Annotated in this window: 9 protein-coding genes and 2 pseudogenes; 6 read left to right on the top strand and 5 right to left on the bottom strand. The window is 66.2% G+C overall.

Annotated features, from left to right (window positions below; all coding sequences use genetic code 11):
• Positions 1–44 precede the first annotated feature (44 nt).
• Both LL972_RS10375 and LL972_RS10370 read left to right on the top strand, forming a co-directional pair.
• Positions 45–854 (top strand): outer membrane beta-barrel protein, encoded by an 810-nt coding sequence (locus LL972_RS10375; protein WP_228327533.1) that lies wholly within the window; start codon positions 45–47, stop codon positions 852–854.
• Positions 855–1,053: 199 nt separating this feature from the next.
• Positions 1,054–1,665, top strand: coding sequence for a PH domain-containing protein (locus tag LL972_RS10370; RefSeq protein ID WP_228327532.1), 612 nt, complete (start codon positions 1,054–1,056; stop codon positions 1,663–1,665).
• A 173-nt stretch (positions 1,666–1,838) separates the two neighbouring features.
• On the opposite strand, the gene speE is transcribed toward LL972_RS10370, so the two are convergent.
• Complete coding sequence (speE, locus tag LL972_RS10365) at positions 1,839–2,696, bottom strand: polyamine aminopropyltransferase (RefSeq protein ID WP_228327531.1); 858 nt, start codon at positions 2,694–2,696, stop codon at positions 1,839–1,841.
• Between the two features lie 232 nt (positions 2,697–2,928).
• On the opposite strand from speE, the gene speA reads away from it, so the two are divergent.
• From speA to LL972_RS10345, 4 genes and pseudogenes are all read left to right on the top strand, one after another.
• Positions 2,929–4,815, top strand: a complete 1,887-nt coding sequence (gene speA / locus LL972_RS10360) for an arginine decarboxylase (RefSeq protein ID WP_228327530.1) — start codon at positions 2,929–2,931, stop codon at positions 4,813–4,815.
• A gap of 950 nt (positions 4,816–5,765) precedes the next feature.
• Positions 5,766–9,693 (top strand): annotated as a pseudogene (locus tag LL972_RS10355) (amino acid adenylation domain-containing protein).
• Positions 9,686–11,012: pseudogene (locus tag LL972_RS10350) on the top strand (glycosyltransferase). Before LL972_RS10355 ends, LL972_RS10350 begins: the two co-directional pseudogenes overlap by 8 nt.
• 290 nt (positions 11,013–11,302) lie before the next feature.
• Positions 11,303–12,430, top strand: coding sequence for an acyltransferase family protein (locus LL972_RS10345; RefSeq protein ID WP_228327529.1), 1,128 nt, complete (start codon positions 11,303–11,305; stop codon positions 12,428–12,430).
• A 165-nt stretch (positions 12,431–12,595) separates the two neighbouring features.
• On the opposite strand, the gene LL972_RS10340 is transcribed toward LL972_RS10345, so the two are convergent.
• The 4 genes from LL972_RS10340 to argS are packed head-to-tail and all read right to left on the bottom strand — an operon-like array spanning position 12,596 to position 16,553.
• A complete protein-coding gene (locus tag LL972_RS10340; protein WP_228327528.1) occupies positions 12,596–13,351 on the bottom strand; it encodes an SDR family NAD(P)-dependent oxidoreductase in 756 nt (251 codons plus the stop codon).
• Between the two features lie 39 nt (positions 13,352–13,390).
• Positions 13,391–13,939, bottom strand: a complete 549-nt coding sequence (locus tag LL972_RS10335) for a hypothetical protein (RefSeq protein WP_228327527.1) — start codon at positions 13,937–13,939, stop codon at positions 13,391–13,393.
• A gap of 4 nt (positions 13,940–13,943) precedes the next feature.
• Positions 13,944–14,819, bottom strand: a complete 876-nt coding sequence (locus tag LL972_RS10330; RefSeq protein ID WP_228327526.1) for an SPOR domain-containing protein — start codon at positions 14,817–14,819, stop codon at positions 13,944–13,946.
• 45 nt (positions 14,820–14,864) lie between these two features.
• Positions 14,865–16,553 carry an arginine--tRNA ligase gene (argS, locus tag LL972_RS10325; RefSeq protein WP_228327525.1) on the bottom strand — a complete coding sequence of 563 codons (1,689 nt, stop codon included), beginning with the start codon at positions 16,551–16,553 and terminating at the stop codon, positions 14,865–14,867.
• Positions 16,554–16,612: the final 59 nt, after the last annotated feature.

Here is a 16,612-nt window from a genome sequence, read left to right as displayed (position 1 = left end):
GCATGGATGCGGGGATGATGGAGGACGACTCATTGGGGAATGCGATGAAAAGGACCGCAACATGGCTGTTGGCCTGCACGGCGCTGGGCTGCGTTTCCGACGCGGCCGCGCAGTCGTTGTCGCGCGGCTGGGACAACTATCGGCAACAGCAAAGACAGCAGACTGGCGGCCAGGGCGTGACCGCGCCGGCAGCGCCATCGTCCAGTCCGTCGCAAGGCGGCACTGCCGTCGCGCCGGCAGTCGTGCAAGACAGTGCAGCCGGCGCGATCGGCGAATTCACCACGGTGACGGCGCAGACGCCCGCAGCTGCGGCGGCGCCCACGCCGGTGCCTGCCTATGTCGCGCCTGCGCCGCGCGAAGAAGAGCAGCGCCTCAAGAGCGGCATGTTCTTGGGTGTGCAGGGCGGTGACGCCGAAGTGTTCGAGGGCAACAAGCAGGACATGGTGGGCTTCAACGTCGGTTACCGCTGGCGTGCTGGTCCGGTCACGCTGATCGGCATTGAAGTGGCCACCGGCAAGGTTGACGGTTCCAAGGACGCGGATGGCTTTGTCGTCATTCCGACGGTGGACTTCGGCAGCATCGGTGGAACGGCGCGCTTCAATTTCGGCGACACCCCGGTGTTCGCTCTGGTGCGTATGGGTTATTGGGGAGGCGAGGCAAAAGGCGAGGACTACACCGAGCGTGTCTACGGTGCATATCTGGGTGCGGGCTTCGGCGTGGATATCGGCAGGCATGTCAGTCTGAGCGCGCTTTACACGAACTACCTGTACGCCGACGAGTACTACGACGACTACGAAGACATCACCATCAATCGTGCCGAGGTGCTGAGCTTCGGCGCCGAAGTCCGCTTTTGAGTCGGCGCTAAAAAAACCAACGGTGTGCCCACAGCAAGGCGGATGGCGACATCCGCCTTGTTGCCGTTGGGGCTGTCTGAAGCGCTCAGCGATCTGACGCTGCGCACGCTTGGTCGGGTCTCTGATCGGCACCAGGAAGGCACGGATGTGGTGTCATACAAGACAACGCTGCGGCGCAGGCGATGACGACGAGGAAGGTATGGAGGTCTTTACGCAATTCCTGACCGACGAGCAGGACCCGGTGGCCGTGGGCAAGATCCTGCCCAAGGTGAACGAGTTGCTGACCCGGGACGAGCAGGTCGAGTACATCGCAGTGCAGAAGAAAATGGTGGTGAACCTGTCGCCGGCCGCGGTGGTGCTGACCACTCGCAGGTTCATCGTGGTGCACCCCACGCTGTTCGGGATGACGTTTCGCGATGTTCCCTGGCGCGAGGTGCTCGACGTGCACATGAGCGAGCAGATGCTGGGAGCGACGATCATGTGCCGCACCACGCAGGGCGGCTACCTGTCCATCGACAGCCTGCCCAAGAAACAGGCCCGGCGGGTCTACGCCTATGCGCAGCAGGTGGAAGAATCGGCCTACGAAAAGCGCCAGCAGCTGGAGTTCGACAAGTTGCGCGCATCGGCCGGTGGCGTGGTGGTGCACGCACCCAGCGCGCAGGGCGGCATGCCTTCGCCACCGCCGAACACGGCAGCGGCCCAGGACGATCCGATACAGGTGCTGAGCAAGCTCAGGCAATTGCTGGATGCGGGACTTGTCAGCCAGGAAGAGTTCGACGCCAAGAAAGCCGAGGTGCTGGCGCGGTTGTAGGCGCTCAGCACAGGTGCCTGGCCGTGACCACGGCCAGCACTGACAAAACGACTGCGCTCATCGCCAGGCGGGCGCGGCCGCTGCGCGGAATCGGCAGGAACCACACCTACGTTGGTTCCAGGCGCGCCGCCCCTACCCGCTGGCGGGCGCGCACTACGGTGTGTCAGCCGCGCCTACTCGCCCAGCGCCTTGGCCACGAACGGCGGTGCGACCAGCACGCCGGTATGCAGGTGCGCGGTGTAGTACAGCGTCTCGAAGCCCTTGGCCTGCGCGGCGTCCTGGCGGAAGGCGAAATCGGCGTTGGTCTGCTTGCTGGCCATGGTCACGCTCCACCAGCCGGTGGGGTAGCACGGCTGCGGGAACGGCAGGGTCTTGAACGACTGGAAGCCGGCCTTGCCCATCTCGGTGCGCATTTCCTGGATCAGCGCCAGCAGCGCCAGCGGCGATTCGGACTGCTGCACCAGGATGCCGTCGTCCTTCAGTGCCTTGAAGCAGCTCTCGTAGAAGGCCTTGTTGAACAGGCCTTCGGCCGGGCCGACCGGGTCGGTGGAATCGACGATCACGATGTCCACGCTGCCGGCCGGGCAGTTGGCCATGTAGGCCACGCCGTCGTCGAACAGCAGCTCGGCACGCGCATCGTGGTTGGAATCGCACAGCTCGGGGAAGTACTTCTCCGACATGCGCGTGACCTGCTCATCGATGTCGCACTGGGTGGCGCTTTCCACGCCCGGGTGCTTGAGCACCTCGCGCAGGGTGCCGCAGTCGCCGCCGCCGATGATCACCACGCGCTTGGGCGCGGCGTGGGTGAACAACGCCGGGTGGCTGATCATCTCGTGATAGAAGAAATTGTCGCGGCTGGTCAGCATCACCGCGCCGTCGATCAGCATCAGCTTGCCCCAGTCGGTGGTCTGGTAGATCTCGATCTTCTGGAACGGGGACTGCACCTCGTCCAGCTTGCCGCTGATGCGGAAGCCGATCGCCGAGCCGGTCGGCTGGAAGTGTTCGATGTACCAGTTGTCGTTGGCGCTCATGCAAAAATCCTAAAAGAAGGGGGTTGTTCCTTCTCCCACCGGGAGAAGGTGGCGCGTAGCGCCGGATGAGGGTCGGGCGCAGCCTCGTGCAGCCAAACTGCGCGGCGGCTGAATCTGCGTTCCGCCCCACTCCAACCAGGAGCGGGGCATCAAGTCGGCGCGGATTGTAACGGACCCTGCGCGTGCCAGGCGTTACACTTCACGCCCTTTTTGCCCCAGCCGAGTCAGCGAAATGAGCGATTGGTCCCTCGACCAAGCCCGCAAGACCTATTCGATCCCGCATTGGGCCGACGGGTATTTCGACGTGAACGACGCCGGACATGTGGTGGTCACGCCGACCAGCGACGGTCCGTCGGTGTCGCTGCCCGAGGTGGTGGACGCCGCGCGCGCAGCCGGCGCCAAACTGCCGCTGCTGGTGCGTTTCCCGGACATCCTGGGCCAGCGCCTGGGCAAGCTGCAGGCCGCGTTCGCGCAGGCGCAGTCCGAATGGGATTACGCCGGCGGCTACACGGCCGTGTACCCGATCAAGGTCAACCAGCATCGCGGCGTGGCCGGCACGCTGGCTAGCCACCATGGCGACGGCTTCGGCCTGGAAGCGGGCAGCAAGCCGGAGCTGATGGCGGTGCTGGCGCTGTCGCGTCCGGGCGGGCTGATCGTCTGCAACGGCTACAAGGACCGCGAATACATCCGCCTGGCGCTGATCGGCCGCAAGCTCGGCCTGCAGACCTTCATCGTCATCGAAAAGCCCTCCGAGCTGAAGCTGGTGCTGGAAGAGGCGCGCGCGCTGGACGTCAAGCCGGGTCTGGGCGTGCGCATGCGGCTGGCCTCGCTGGGCGCGGGCAAGTGGCAGAACAGCGGTGGCGACAAGGCCAAGTTCGGGCTGTCGCCGCGTCAGGTGCTGGATCTGTGGAAGACGCTGCGCGACACCGAGTACGCCGACAGCCTGAAGCTGCTGCATTTCCACATGGGCTCGCAGATATCCAACGTGCGCGACATCGCCAACGGCATGCGCGAGGCCACGCGCTATTTCGTGGAGCTGTCGCGGCTGGGCGCGAAGATCAGCCACGTGGACGTCGGCGGCGGCCTGGGTATCGATTACGAAGGCACGCGCTCGCGCAGCTATTGCTCGATCAACTACGGCCTGCATTCCTACGCCAGCAACATCGTGCAGCCGTTGGCCAGCGCTTGCGAAGAGCACGGCCTGGCCCCGCCGCGCATCGTCACCGAATGCGGCCGCGCCATGACCGCTCACCACGCGGTGCTGATCGCCAACGTGTCCGAAGTGGAGCAGGCGCCGGAAGGCCGCGTGCCCGACGCGCACGACGACGAACCTGCGGCGATCCGCCACCTGCGCGAGATCCACGACGAGCTCGATGTGCGCCCGGCGGTGGAACTGTTCCAGGAGGCGCAGCATTTCCACGCCGAAGGCTTGAGTGCGTATGCACTGGGCCAGATCGACCTGACCCACCGCGCGCGTATCGACGACTTGTTCTATGCGATCGCCCACGGTGTGCGTGCACGCCTGAGCTTCGACGAAAAGAGCCATCGCCCGGTGCTGGACGAGCTCAACGAGCGGCTGGTGGACAAGTACTTCGTCAACTTCAGCGTGTTCGAGTCGATTCCGGATGTGTGGGCGATCGATCAGGTGTTTCCGATCGTGCCGATCGAGCGCCTGAACGAAGCACCGCAGCGGCGCGGTATCATCGCCGACATGACCTGCGACTCCGACGGCATGGTCAAGACCTACGTCGAGAACGAAAGCCTGGACAGCTCGATGCCGCTGCATACGTTGAATCCGGGCGAGAGCTATCGCATCGGTTTCTTCCTGGTCGGCGCGTATCAGGAAATCCTGGGCGATATCCATAACCTGTTCGGCGATACCGATGCGGTGGAAGTGGCCGTGGACGGCGACGGCTATCGCATCGCGCAGCAGCGCCGTGGCGATACCACCGACGTGATGCTGGACTACGTGGGGTATCAGCTGGACACGCTGCGTGCGACCTATGCCGAGCGCATCGCCGCCGCGCAGCTATCGCCCGAGCGCGCGCAGGAACTGAGCGATGCACTGGAAGCAGGCTTGACCGGTTACACCTATCTGTCCGACGAACCGCTTGGCTGAGGCAATGCGCGCTGCGGCCGATGCCGTGGCGCGCCGTTCCGTGTCACGTCCGCGCTCAATGCATTGCAGAGATGGCCAGCACAGCCGTGCGGCCGGCGTGTGACGTGCGTCAGGCTCTGAACCCGGCGCCATTGCCGGACGCCATGACTTCTACGCGCCTTGGTCGATGCCTGCGACGTGCTGTACCGTCGACCGCGTGCGAGGAGCCACGCCATCCGGTCAGGCAAGGGAGCTGGACACGCATCACCACGCCTGTGCATGCGTGGCCGACGCGGCGCGGGCAATGACAGTCAAATAACCGTTGCATGACGCTGCGGTTGCAGCCGGCACTCGAAAAAAAGCGCGGTGTTTTGCGCAGTGGTTGTGCCGCCAATGCACTGACGTCAATGCCGTTGCATACAGTGGTCTTAGTGCGCGCGGTCCCGGCTGTGCCGCGAAATAGGCAAAATCCCCGGCAAAAAAGCCTTCGCCGGATTGCTGCGCGATGCATGGCAGTCTGTTCCGTAGCGTGCAACGCGCGAAAAACGCGATCTGTAGACGTATGCATCCAGAACACTAGTTGAAATCACACTTCGGCAAAAAATTTTTGCGGGCGACGCGGATTTCGTGATTTTTGCACGGTTTATCGCGGTGGCTAATTGTTAGTGTTTGTTTAACTTGTCGGGAAACAAGTGTTTTAGGAAAGTCAGTGCACGTCGTTGTAACGATGCTGCACGCCGCTTCGTGATGCGTTCCCATTGTGCGTTTCCATCGTATATCGCCGGCATGCGCTGGCGGTCGTCGGTGTCTCTTACCTCACGTTTCAAGGCCAGGTGCTGATCCGGCGTCCCACTGACCGCATTGCGGACATGGCGCACCGGGCGACTGCGCGCCACACAAGAAGGATGCACGCAATGCACACCGATGCCTCTCCCGTGTTTCCCCTGACCAAAGCGCAACGCGGCCTGTGGGTGGCCAGCAAGTTGCATACCGACAACACCTTGATGTTGTCCGAAGCCCTGGAAATGTTCGGCCCGCTCGATCCGCAGGTGCTGATCCGCGCCAGCATGCAGCTGACGCGCGAATTTGACACGCTGCGGCTATGCATTGTCGAGCACGACGGCGTGCCGCATCAGGTGGTCCTGCCCGAATATACCGCCGCGATTCCGTATTTCAACGTCAGCGAAGACCCTTCCCCGCGCAATGCCGCCGAGCACTGGGTCGACGAAGAAATCCGCAAGCCGGAAGATCTGCAGAACGGGCCGTTATGGCATTGCGCGGTGTTCCGCCTTGGCGAAGACCACCACATGTGGGTGCAATGCGTGAGCCATCTGGTGATGGATGGCTATTGCGCCTCGATCATGATGCAGCGCATGGCGGTGCTGTATAACGCCTACGTGGAAAATCGCGAACCGGAGCCTGCGCAATACGGCAGTGCGCTGTCGTTGATCGAACTCGAGCAGCAGTATCGCGAGTCCGATCGTTTTCAGCGCGACCGCAGTTACTGGATGCAGCAGCTGGCCGATCTGCCGCCGCCGGCCACCCTGGCACGTCCCGGCAATCATCTGTCGACCGGATTGCTGCGTGGCACCGGAAAGTTCTCGCCGCAGCAGGTGGTGCGGCTGCGCGCGCTCGGCAAGGACTACGGCGCCAGTTTGCCGCAGATGCTGATTTCGCTGATTGCTGCGTATTACTACCGCTGCACCGGCGCCGAGGATCTGGTGCTGGCCATGCCGGTGACCGGCCGCATCAACGCGCGCTACCGGCAGACCGCTGGCCTGGTGGCCAACGTGATTTCGTTGCGCCTGAAAATGGATCCGCAGCAGCCGGTGCATGCCTTGTTTGCGCAGGTGTCCTCGGTGGTCAGGCATGCCCTGCGCCATCAGCAATACCGCTTCGAGGACGTGCGCCGCGATCTGGGCATGTTCGGGATCGATCAGAAGTTCGCACGGTTGGCGGTGAACATCGAAGCCTTCGACTATGCACTGCGGTTTGGCGAGGCCTATGCGATGCCGCATAACCTCTCCAACGGCCCGGCCGACGATCTGACCATCTTCTGCTACGAGCGCGGCGACGGTGCCGCATTGCGCTTCGATCTGGACGCCAATCCGGCGTTGTACGACAGCGACGAGCTGGCCGAACACTGCCGCCGCCTGACCCATCTGGCCGATGCGGTATTGGCCGACCCGGAATGCGCGCTGGGCCAGATCGATGTGCTGGGCGATGCGGAACGCCGCCGCCTGTTGCAGACCTGGAACGCCACCGCCGCAGCTTTGCCGGAACCGGCCACGCTGCTGCACGGCATGCTGCAGCGTGCCGAGCTGATGCCGGCAGCGGTGGTGGTGCAATACGACAACCGCACCCTGGATTACGCCACGCTGTGCGAACTGGCCTCGCGCATCGCCGCGCAATGGGTGGCCGATGGCGTCAGCCCCGGCGATGTGGTCGCCATCGCGTTGCCGCGCAGCGAGCAATTGCTGGTGGCCCTGCTGGCCGTGATGTGGAGCGGGGCGGCGTATCTGCCGCTGGACCCGGAAAGCCCGGCCGCACGCAACCGGCAGATGCTCAACGATTCCGGTGCCATCGCGCTGGTCTGCGAGCCGGCGTTGTGCGAGCGCTATCTGCTTGGCGGCATGGTCTGGCTGGATCCGCGCCCGGCCGTGTTGCCGGCGGCGATCGCGCCGCTGGCCACGCCGGACGGCACCGCCTATGTGCTGTACACCTCCGGCTCGACCGGCGCACCCAAGGGCGTGGAAATCAGCCATCGCAATCTGTTCAATTTCCTGCATGCGATGGAGCATGAACTGGCATTGCGCCCGCGCGACCGCGTGCTGGCGGTCACCACCATCACCTTCGATATCGCCGGGCTGGAGTTGTATCTGCCGTTGCTGGTGGGTGCGCGCGTGGTCATCGCACCGGCTGGCATCACCCACGATCCACGCAGCCTGTCGCGGCTGATCGCGCAGGAGCAGATCAGCGTGGTGCAGGCGACCCCGTCGCTGTGGCGCATCCTGCTGGTCAATCAGGATCTGGCGTTGGACCGTATCCACGCCCTGGTCGGTGGTGAAGCCCTGGTGCCGGAACTGGCGACCCAGTTGCTGAGCCGGGTCGGGCGCCTGACCCAGTTGTACGGGCCGACCGAAACCACGATCTGGTCGACCATCATGCCGTTGCAGCTCACCGACGCTGCCGCCCCGCCGATCGGCAGACCGCTGCTCAATACCCGCGTCTATGTGCTCGATGCGCAGCGGCAACCGCTGCCGACCGGCGCGATCGGCGAGTTGTACATCGGCGGCGCGGGCGTGGCCAAGGGCTATCGCGGCAAGCGCCAGCTGACCAGCGAGCGCTTTGTGCGGGACCCGTTCGCCGACGACGGCAGCAACATGTACCGCACCGGCGACCGCGTGCGTCAGCGCCGCGACGGCATGCTGGAATTCATCGGCCGCGCAGATGCGCAATTGAAGATCCGCGGCCATCGTGTGGAGCCGGCCGAAATCGAAAACGCCTTGCTGCTGCACTCGCAGGTGGCGCAGGCGGTGGTGGTCGGTCATCGCGATGGCGACCACGACGCGCTGCAGTTGCTGGCGTATGTGGTGGGCAAGCATGGCGCAACGCCATCGCCCGAGCTGTTGCGCATGCATCTGCAGCAGCGCCTGCCCGCATCGATGATTCCCACCTTGTGGATGCCGTTGCAGGCACTGCCGCTGACAGCCAATGGCAAGCAGGATCGTCGCGCCTTGCCGTCGCCGGGCGCGTTGCCGCAACGCGCGCATGTGGCGCCGCGCGATGCGCTCGAACAGCAGCTGGCGGCAATGCTGCAGGACGTGCTGGGCATTGAGGTGGTGGGTGTGGAAGACAACTTCTTCGAGCTCGGTGGCGACTCGCTGCGCGCGGCGGAAATGGCCGCACGCTTCCCGCAGACGTTCGGCGTCGAGTTGCCGCTGGGCACCCATGTTCCATGCGCCGACCATCGCCGGCCTGGCCGAGGTGATCAAGCGCAACGCGCAGATCCCGAACGACCCGCTCGGCGTGCTGTTGCCGCTGCGTGCGGGCACGCCGGGCACGACGCCGCTGTTCTGCATCCACCCGGTGGTCGGCCTGGGCTGGTCGTACCTCACCTTGCTCGGTCAGCTCGATCCGCAGTGGCCGGTGTATGCCCTGCAGTCGCCGGGCTTGAGCGACCCGCAGCATCGCCCGGAAAGCATCGAGGCGATCGCACGCGACTATCTGGCGCGACTGCGCACGGTGCAGCCGCAGGGGCCGTATCGATTGATCGGCTGGTCGCTGGGTGGCTTGATCGCCCATGCCATCACCGCCGAACTGCATGCGCTGGGCGAAGAAGTCGAACTGCTGGCGATGCTCGACAGCTACCCACACCTGGAGCAGGCCGCGTCGCTGCCGGAATCGGAAAACGTGCGTGCATCGGTGCATGCGCTGGGCCTGCATCTGGCACACGGCCAGCCGATGCCGACCACGGTGGCCGAACTGGCCAGCCTGCTGTGCGATCACTACGGGTTGAACGACCTGCCCGCGGTGCGCCAGCTGCTCGAGCAACGCCCCACGCTGCTGGACGACATGGGCGGCATGACCCAGCACCACCTGCATCTGGCGCGGCGTCACCGTCCCAAGCCGCTGGACCAGGATGTGGTGTTCGTCGAAGCCAGCGTGCGCATGAGCTCCGGCGGCGACGATACGGTGTGGGTGGATTACCGGCCGCAGGCCTGGCGTCCGTACGTGCGCAACCTGCAGCTGCATGTGCTGGACAGCGACCACCATTCGATGCTGTCGTCCACGCATTCGGCCACGCTCAGCGCACTGCTGCACGCGGCCACGGCGAAAGCTGCACAACGCGATGGCAGCATCGCCACCGCCAGCGACGGGGTGGCCGAATATGCCTGAGTCTTCCTTCAACGCGGGACGCCGGCGCCCGGTACTGATCGCCACCCTGGGCACGCATGGGGATGTGCGCCCGATCATCGCGCTGGGGCGTGGCTTGCAGGAGCGCGGTTATCCGGTGCGGGTGCTGACCAGCGCCAACTTTGAATCGCTGATCCGCGCCAATGGGCTGGACTTCTTCCCGCTCAGCGGCGACCACCAGAAACTTTTGCAGGGCCATCCGGATGTCGCCGAAATGCGCGGGGGCTGGCGCGGCATTTGGGGCACCTTGCGCGCGCAGCTGCTGGAGTGGGCGCGCGACTGGGCCGAGCAGGGCCGCGGGGCCTGTGCCGATGCCGGCCTGATTCTCGGCGTCGGCAGCGCGAGCCTGCTGGCGCACAGCCTACGGCCTGCCGGTGGTGTTCACCCAGTTGCAGCCGCTGACTGCCTCGCGGCATGTGCCGTTGATGGTGATGCCCACCGTGCGTCTGCCCGGGCTGGTGAGCGTGGCGCTGCATCACGCGGTGCGCTTTGCCGGCTGGCAACTGATGCGCCCGGCGCTCAACGGCATCGTGCGCCCGGCATTGGGGCTGCCGGCGTATCCGTGGCACGGTCCCGATCGCAGTGCGCAGCGCGTGGTGTACGGCTATAGCGAGCATCTGTGCCCGCGGCCGCCGGACTGGCCGGACCGGGCCCAGGTCAGCGGTTTCTGGCAGTTGCCGCAGCCGCAGTGGCAGCCGCCGGCTGCGCTGGAGGCGTTTCTGCAGGCCGGCCCACCGCCGCTGTACATCGGTTTCGGCAGCATGATCAGCAGCGATGCGGCGCAGCTCACCGCCACCGTCAAGGCGGCGGTGCGTCTGACCGGTCAGCGCGCGCTGCTGGCCAGCGGTTGGGGCGGGCTGGCGGCCGGGGAAGACGCGTCCGACGATGCCGAGCGCTTCTTCCAGCTGGAGCAGGCACCGCACGATTGGCTGTTTCCGCGGGTGTCGGTGGCGGTGCATCACGGCGGTGCCGGCACCACCGGTGCGGCGCTGGCAGCGGGGATTCCGTCGGTGGTGCTGCCGTTCGGCTACGACCAGCCGTTCTGGGCGCACTGCCTGGCCCAACGCGGCGTCGCGCCGCCGGCGCTGGCACGGGTCGGATTGCAGCCGGAGACTTTGGCCGATGCCATCGGCCAGGCCAGCGCGCCAGGCATGCGCGCGGCGGCACGCGCGCTGGGGCAGCGCATCCGGCAGGAAGACGGGATCAGCCGGGCAGTGGACCAGCTGGCAGCGTGGGGATTGCTGGAACCGGCGGTGACGCTGGCGCCGGCCGTGCGGATCGAGCAGCAGGCCGTCGCCTGACACAGGCTGATGCGTGATGGTTGACGCTGTGGGGGGGGGGAGCCACAGCGTCAACATTGGATTGGCTGCGGCAAGGCGGTTGGCCTCACCGAAGCCCTTTGGCTGCTGCACGGGCGTGGCGCTGGCGTGTTGCTGCCGCCGATAGGTGGTCGACCGGACCCGGCCTGCACGACAGAGTGATGTGGAAACAGCGTCTGCGTTGCTGATCCGAGCTGGCGACTGCGGCCAGCGGCATCGTCGCATCGGCGGGATGCGGCACAATCAGGCTCCCTCGGCTTTGCATCGCCCGCATGCGCTATCCCGCTCTCGATCTGCTGCGCGGCATCGCCATCGTCTGGGTGATGCTGTTCCATTCCTTCGTGGTCGGCGGTCTGGGGCCGGACTGGGCGTGGTTGTCGCGCTACGGCTGGATGGGCGTGGACCTGTTCTTCGTGCTGAGCGGGTTCCTGATCGGCACGCAGGTGTTGCGGCCGCTGGCACGCGGGCAACGCCTGGACTTCAAGGGGTTCTATCTGCGCCGCGCGTTCCGCATCCTGCCGGCGTTTCTGGTGGTGCTGGCGATCTACATGGCGTGGCCGGAGTTTCGCGAGGCGCCCGGGCTGGCGCCGTGGTGGATGTTCGTCAGCTTCACCCTGAACCTGTTGGTCGACTACGGCCGTGATGCCGCGTTCTCGCACGCCTGGTCGCTCTGCGTGGAAGAACATTTCTACCTGGTGTTTCCGTTGCTGGCGACGCTGTTGATGCGGCGGCCCTCGGCCGCGCGCTTTGTCGTGCTCTGCGTGCTGGTGGTGGTTGCAGGCATCGCGCTGCGTGCCGGCATCTGGTGGCACAACACCGCCCTGGACAGCGCCGGCGTCGGCCTGCAGCGCAACTGGTTTATCGAAGACCTCTATTACCCGACCTGGAACCGTCTGGACGGTCTGCTGGCCGGTGTCGTGCTGGCGGTGCTCAAGGTATTTCGTCCACAGCTGTGGCAACGGCTGCAGCAACACGGCAACGCCATTCTGTGTGCGGGCGTGGCGATTCTGGCGCTGGCACTGTGGCTGTCTCGCGAGCGCACCGGCCTGATCGGCAATGCGCTGGGTTGGCCGGTGCTGTCGCTGGGGCTGGCCTTGCTGGTGCTCGCCGGCGCAGCCCGCAGCGGTGTGCTTGGCGGCTTGCGCGTGCCGGGCGCGGCGTGGCTGGCGGCCATTTCCTACAGCCTGTATCTATCCCACAAGGCCGTGTTCCATCTCACCCAGAGCTGGTTCGGCCCGGCGCTGGAGGGGCGTGGCGTGCTGGCATTTGCGGTGTATGGCCTGATGGCAGTGCTGGGTGGTGCGCTGTTGCACTACGCGGTCGAGCGCCCGTTCCTGCAGCTGCGCGACAAGATGCTGCGGCCAGGCGCGCGGCCGTTGGCGGCCGCCGATCGCGGCTGACCGGGCAAAGCAAAACGCCGCGCAATGCGCCGCGTTTTCGTCATCGCTGGCGGTGCGCCGGTTGCAGCGCCGCACCGAGCTTGGATGCGGCGCGATCTGCTCACGCGCCAACCAATGCACCATCGGATCGCGACCCGGAAGATGCATTGGCGTTGCAGGCCATCGTTACTGCGCGTCGCGTGCCACCTGGAAACCGGCGAACGACTGCGTGACCGGCATGATTTCCAGCCGATTGATGTTCAGATGCGCCGGCAGGCTGGCGACATAGAAGATCTGCTCGGCAATGTCCTCGGCGGTCATCGGGGTGGCGCCGCGGTACAGCGTGTCCGAGGCGGCCTGGTTGCCGCCGGTGCGCACCAGGGTGAATTCGGTTTCGGCCATGCCCGGTTCGATCGAGGTCACGCGCACGCCGGTGCCGTGCAGGTCCGCGCGCAGGCCCAGCGAAAACTGCTGCACGAACGCCTTGGTGCCGCCGTATACGTTGCCGCCGGTATAGGGGTAGGTCGCCGCGACCGAAGCGATGTTGATGATGGCGCCACGGCGTGCGATCAGCGCCGGCAGCAGGCGGTGGGTGAGGGTGACCAGGGCGGTGACATTGGTGTCGATCATCTGCTGCCACTGCGTCAGGTCGGCCTGCTGCGCGGGCGCGGTGCCCAGCGCCAGCCCGGCGTTGTTGACCAGCACATCGATGTCGGCAAACTCGGCCGGCAATGCGTCGATCGCTGCCGACAAGGCCTGCGCATCACGCATGTCGAAGGCGGCGGTATGCACCTGGCCGGCGGGCAGCTCGGCCGCCAGGGCATCCAGGCGCTCGGCGCGGCGGCCGGTGGCGATGATCTTCCAGCCGTCGGCGGCAAACCGGCGCACGGCAGCGCTGCCGAATCCGGAGGTCGCACCGGTGATCAGAACAGTCTTGGACATGGGGGATAACTCCTGCGAACGAGGGGATCAGGCAAGGGATCAGGGAACAGTGGAAGGGCTCGGCGCGTTGGCCTGGGCGCGACGCGCGCGCAGGCTGGCCTCACTGAGCAGTTCGCGCGCCAGGACACGTCCGTGTTGCACCTGCAGGAGCAGGTACGGCGCCTCTGCGGCGGTGGGTGCGGTGTCGGCGGCGCTCGCAGCGGTTGGCAAAGCAATCACCAGCTCGCCATCGATCCAGTCCGCGGCGACCGGGGCGGTTCGTCCGGGAAACAGCACATCGAGGGGCAATGCAGGCGGTGCGGTGTCACAGGCGCCGATGACGACGCGATCCAGCAGCAGCTGTGCCTTCTCCACGCGCCAATCAGCCCGATAGCCGCGCCAGTTTGCACTGCAACTGCCCAGCGCCTGCCGCGCATGCGTCATGAAACGTTGCCAGGTGGCCCGGTCGTCCAGCACCGGCGCCAACGGCTCGGCCAGCAGCGCCGCGTCCTGTCCGTCGATCCGGATGCGGTCGGGAATCTGCTCGGTGGCGTGCGCCGCGCCGATCAGTCCCCACCACAGCCACAGGCCGGCGGCGCGCTGCAGCACGCGGCTATTGCGCCTTGATCGCAATGGCGGGCAAGCCGCTGCCGGTCAGTTTCTGCTTGGCTTCGGCCAGTTCGCTGGCGCTGCCGTACGGCCCCATGCGCACGCGGTAGACGGTTTTGCCGCTGATATCGGCCGATTCCACGCGTGCGGCCAGGCCCATCATCGCCAGCTTGGCCTTGGTCGATTCGGCGTCGCCGGAGGCGCCGAACGAGCCGGCCTGCAGGATGTAGCGGGTGTTGTCTGTCACTGCAGCGGGGGTTGCTGCGGTGGCAGCTGCCGCGGCTGGCTTCGGCGCAGCCGTCGCTGCTGGCGTGGAGAGCGCGGCAGTGCTGGCTGGCGCCGGCGTGGCGGCCGGATGCGCCGGGGTGGTCTCCGCCAAAGGCTTCGGCGCGCTGGCAGCCGTTTCGTTCAACGGCACCGGCACGCTGGTGGCCGGCGTGGCGGCCGCCACGCTCGCACCCGGTGCAGGCGCGACCGGCTTGCCTTCCAGGGCCGCACGCGCACGTGCGGCCTCCTCGGCGCGCGCACTGGCCGCCAGTTCGGCATCGGACATCTGCACTTCCTTGCCGGGCAGCAAGGTGTAGAAGTCGTACTGGGTTTGCGCATCGCCCGGCTTGGCCTGCGGCTTGGGCGGTTGCGCGCTGGGCTTGGGCAGCTCGGCCGGCGTATCCACGTCGGCATCGGCCACCGGCTCGGGCTGCGCGTCGGGGTTGGCGCGCGGGCCTACGCGCAAGAAGCCGTCGCCGTCCTTCTTGAACAGGTTGGGCGCGGCCAGAAAGATCACTGCCGCAATCGCAGCGCCCGCCACCAACCACACCCAACCGGGGGTGCCATTGCTGGTGTTGCGTCGCGCCTGACTCTTACCGCGTCGTGCTGCCATCTACCACTTCTCCGAATCACGTCGTTGCGGGCCATGCGGCCCGGCTTACATCTTTTCTGGGGCGCTGACGCCAAGCAGTTCCAGGCCGTTGGCGAGCACCTGTTGCGTGGCGACGGCGAGGGTGAGCTTGGCGTCGCGCTCTGCGGCATCGTCCACCAGCAGTTTGGTGTTGTGATACCACGTGTGGAAGGCGTGCGCCAATTCACGCAGGTATTGCGCAATCTGGTACGGCTCCAGCGTCTGCCCGGCGATTTCCACCACCTCCGCATAGCGCGACAGCTCGACCATGACGTTGAGCGAGTGCTCGTCGTCCAGGCGCGCCAGCTCGGCCAGTCCATGCGCCTGCTCGTACTTGTAGCCTTTTTCCTGCGCCTGCCGCAGCACGCTGCAAACGCGGGCATGCGCGTACTGCACGTAGAACACCGGGTTGTCGTTGCTCTGCTGACGGGCCAGGTCGATGTCGAAGGTGAGCTGCGAGTCGGGCTTGCGCGCGATCAGGAACCAGCGCACCGCATCGGCGCTGGTTTCCTCGATCAGGTCGCGCAGGGTGACGTAGCTGCCGGCACGCTTGGACAGTTTCACTTCCTCGCCGCCGCGCATCACCGTGACCATCTGGTGCAGCACGTACTCCGGCCAGCCTTGCGGGATGCCCAGTTCCAGCGCCTGCAGGCCGGCGCGCACGCGCGTCAGCGAGCCGTGGTGGTCCGCCCCCAGCTCGGTGATCGCGCGCTCGTAGCCGCGCTGCCACTTGGTCAGGTGGTAGGCCACGTCCGGCACGAAGTAGGTGTAGGTGCCGTCGGACTTGCGCATCACCCGGTCCTTGTCGTCGCCGAAGTCGGTGGACTTCAACCACAACGCGCCGCCTTCCTCGTAGGTATGGCCGGAGGCGATCAGCTTCTGCACGGCCTCTTCGACCTTGCCGTCCTTGTACAGCGAGCTTTCGAGGAAATAGATATCGAAATCGACGCGGAACGCGGCCAGGTCGTGGTTCTGCTCGTTACGCAGGTAGGCCACGGCGAAGCGGCGGATCGCGTCGAAGTCGGCCGGGTCCTTGCCGCCGGTGACCAGATGGCCTTCCAGGTCGACGGTGTCGCCGGCCAGGTAGGCGGTGGCCACATCGGCGATGTAGTCGCCGCGGTAGCCTTTCTCCGGCCAGCCGTCGCTGTCGGGGGTGAGCCCTTGCGCACGCGCCTGCACCGACAAGGCCAGATTCTCGATCTGCACGCCGGCATCGTTGTAGTAGAACTCGCGCTTCACGTTCCAGCCGTTGGCATCGAGCACGCGCGCCAGGCTGTCGCCGATCGCCGCCGCGCGGCCGTGGCCGACGTGCAGCGGGCCTGTCGGGTTGGCCGAGACGTATTCCACGCCTACCGAGCGGCCGTTGCCGGCCAGCCCGCGACCGTAGTCGTGGCCCTGCTTGAGCACATGCGCCACTTCGCGCTGGTAGGCGGTGGGGGCGAGATGGAAATTGATGAAGCCCGGCCCGGCGATCTCCACTTTGGCCACGTCGTCGCTGGCCGGCAATGCGGCGACCAGTGCCTGGGCCAGTGCGCGTGGATTGCTGCGCGCCGCCTTGGCCAGCAGCATCGCGGCATTGGTGGCGAAGTCGCCGTGCTCGCGCGTCTTGGGTCGCTCGACCACAAAATCCGGCGGCAGGGTGTCGGCAGGCAGGGTGCCGTTGGCGCGCAAGGCTTCAATGCCTTGGCCGATCAGTGCGCGGAGTTGGGCTTTCACGTGGGATCTGCTTGGAACGAAACCAGCGATTTTACCCGACCGCGCGCCCCGGGGTCGGG

The organism is Xanthomonas campestris pv. asclepiadis (assembly GCF_020784175.1).
In the GTDB taxonomy this organism is placed as follows: Bacteria; Pseudomonadota; Gammaproteobacteria; order Xanthomonadales; family Xanthomonadaceae; genus Xanthomonas; species Xanthomonas campestris_D.
This window is presented reverse-complemented; position numbering and strand designations above follow the sequence as displayed.

Excerpts from the sequence above, each read along its gene's own strand:
- LL972_RS10345 (WP_228327529.1), top strand. The coding sequence starts at position 11,303 with ATGCGCTATCCCGCTCTCGATCTGCTGCGCGGCATCGCCATCGTCTGG.
- LL972_RS10340 (WP_228327528.1), bottom strand. The coding sequence starts at position 13,351 with ATGTCCAAGACTGTTCTGATCACCGGTGCGACCTCCGGATTCGGCAGC.
- LL972_RS10375 (WP_228327533.1), top strand. The coding sequence starts at position 45 with ATGAAAAGGACCGCAACATGGCTGTTGGCCTGCACGGCGCTGGGCTGC.
- speE (WP_228327531.1), bottom strand. The coding sequence starts at position 2,696 with ATGAGCGCCAACGACAACTGGTACATCGAACACTTCCAGCCGACCGGC.
- LL972_RS10370 (WP_228327532.1), top strand. The coding sequence starts at position 1,054 with ATGGAGGTCTTTACGCAATTCCTGACCGACGAGCAGGACCCGGTGGCC.
- speA (WP_228327530.1), top strand. The coding sequence starts at position 2,929 with ATGAGCGATTGGTCCCTCGACCAAGCCCGCAAGACCTATTCGATCCCG.
- LL972_RS10330 (WP_228327526.1), bottom strand. The coding sequence starts at position 14,819 with ATGGCAGCACGACGCGGTAAGAGTCAGGCGCGACGCAACACCAGCAAT.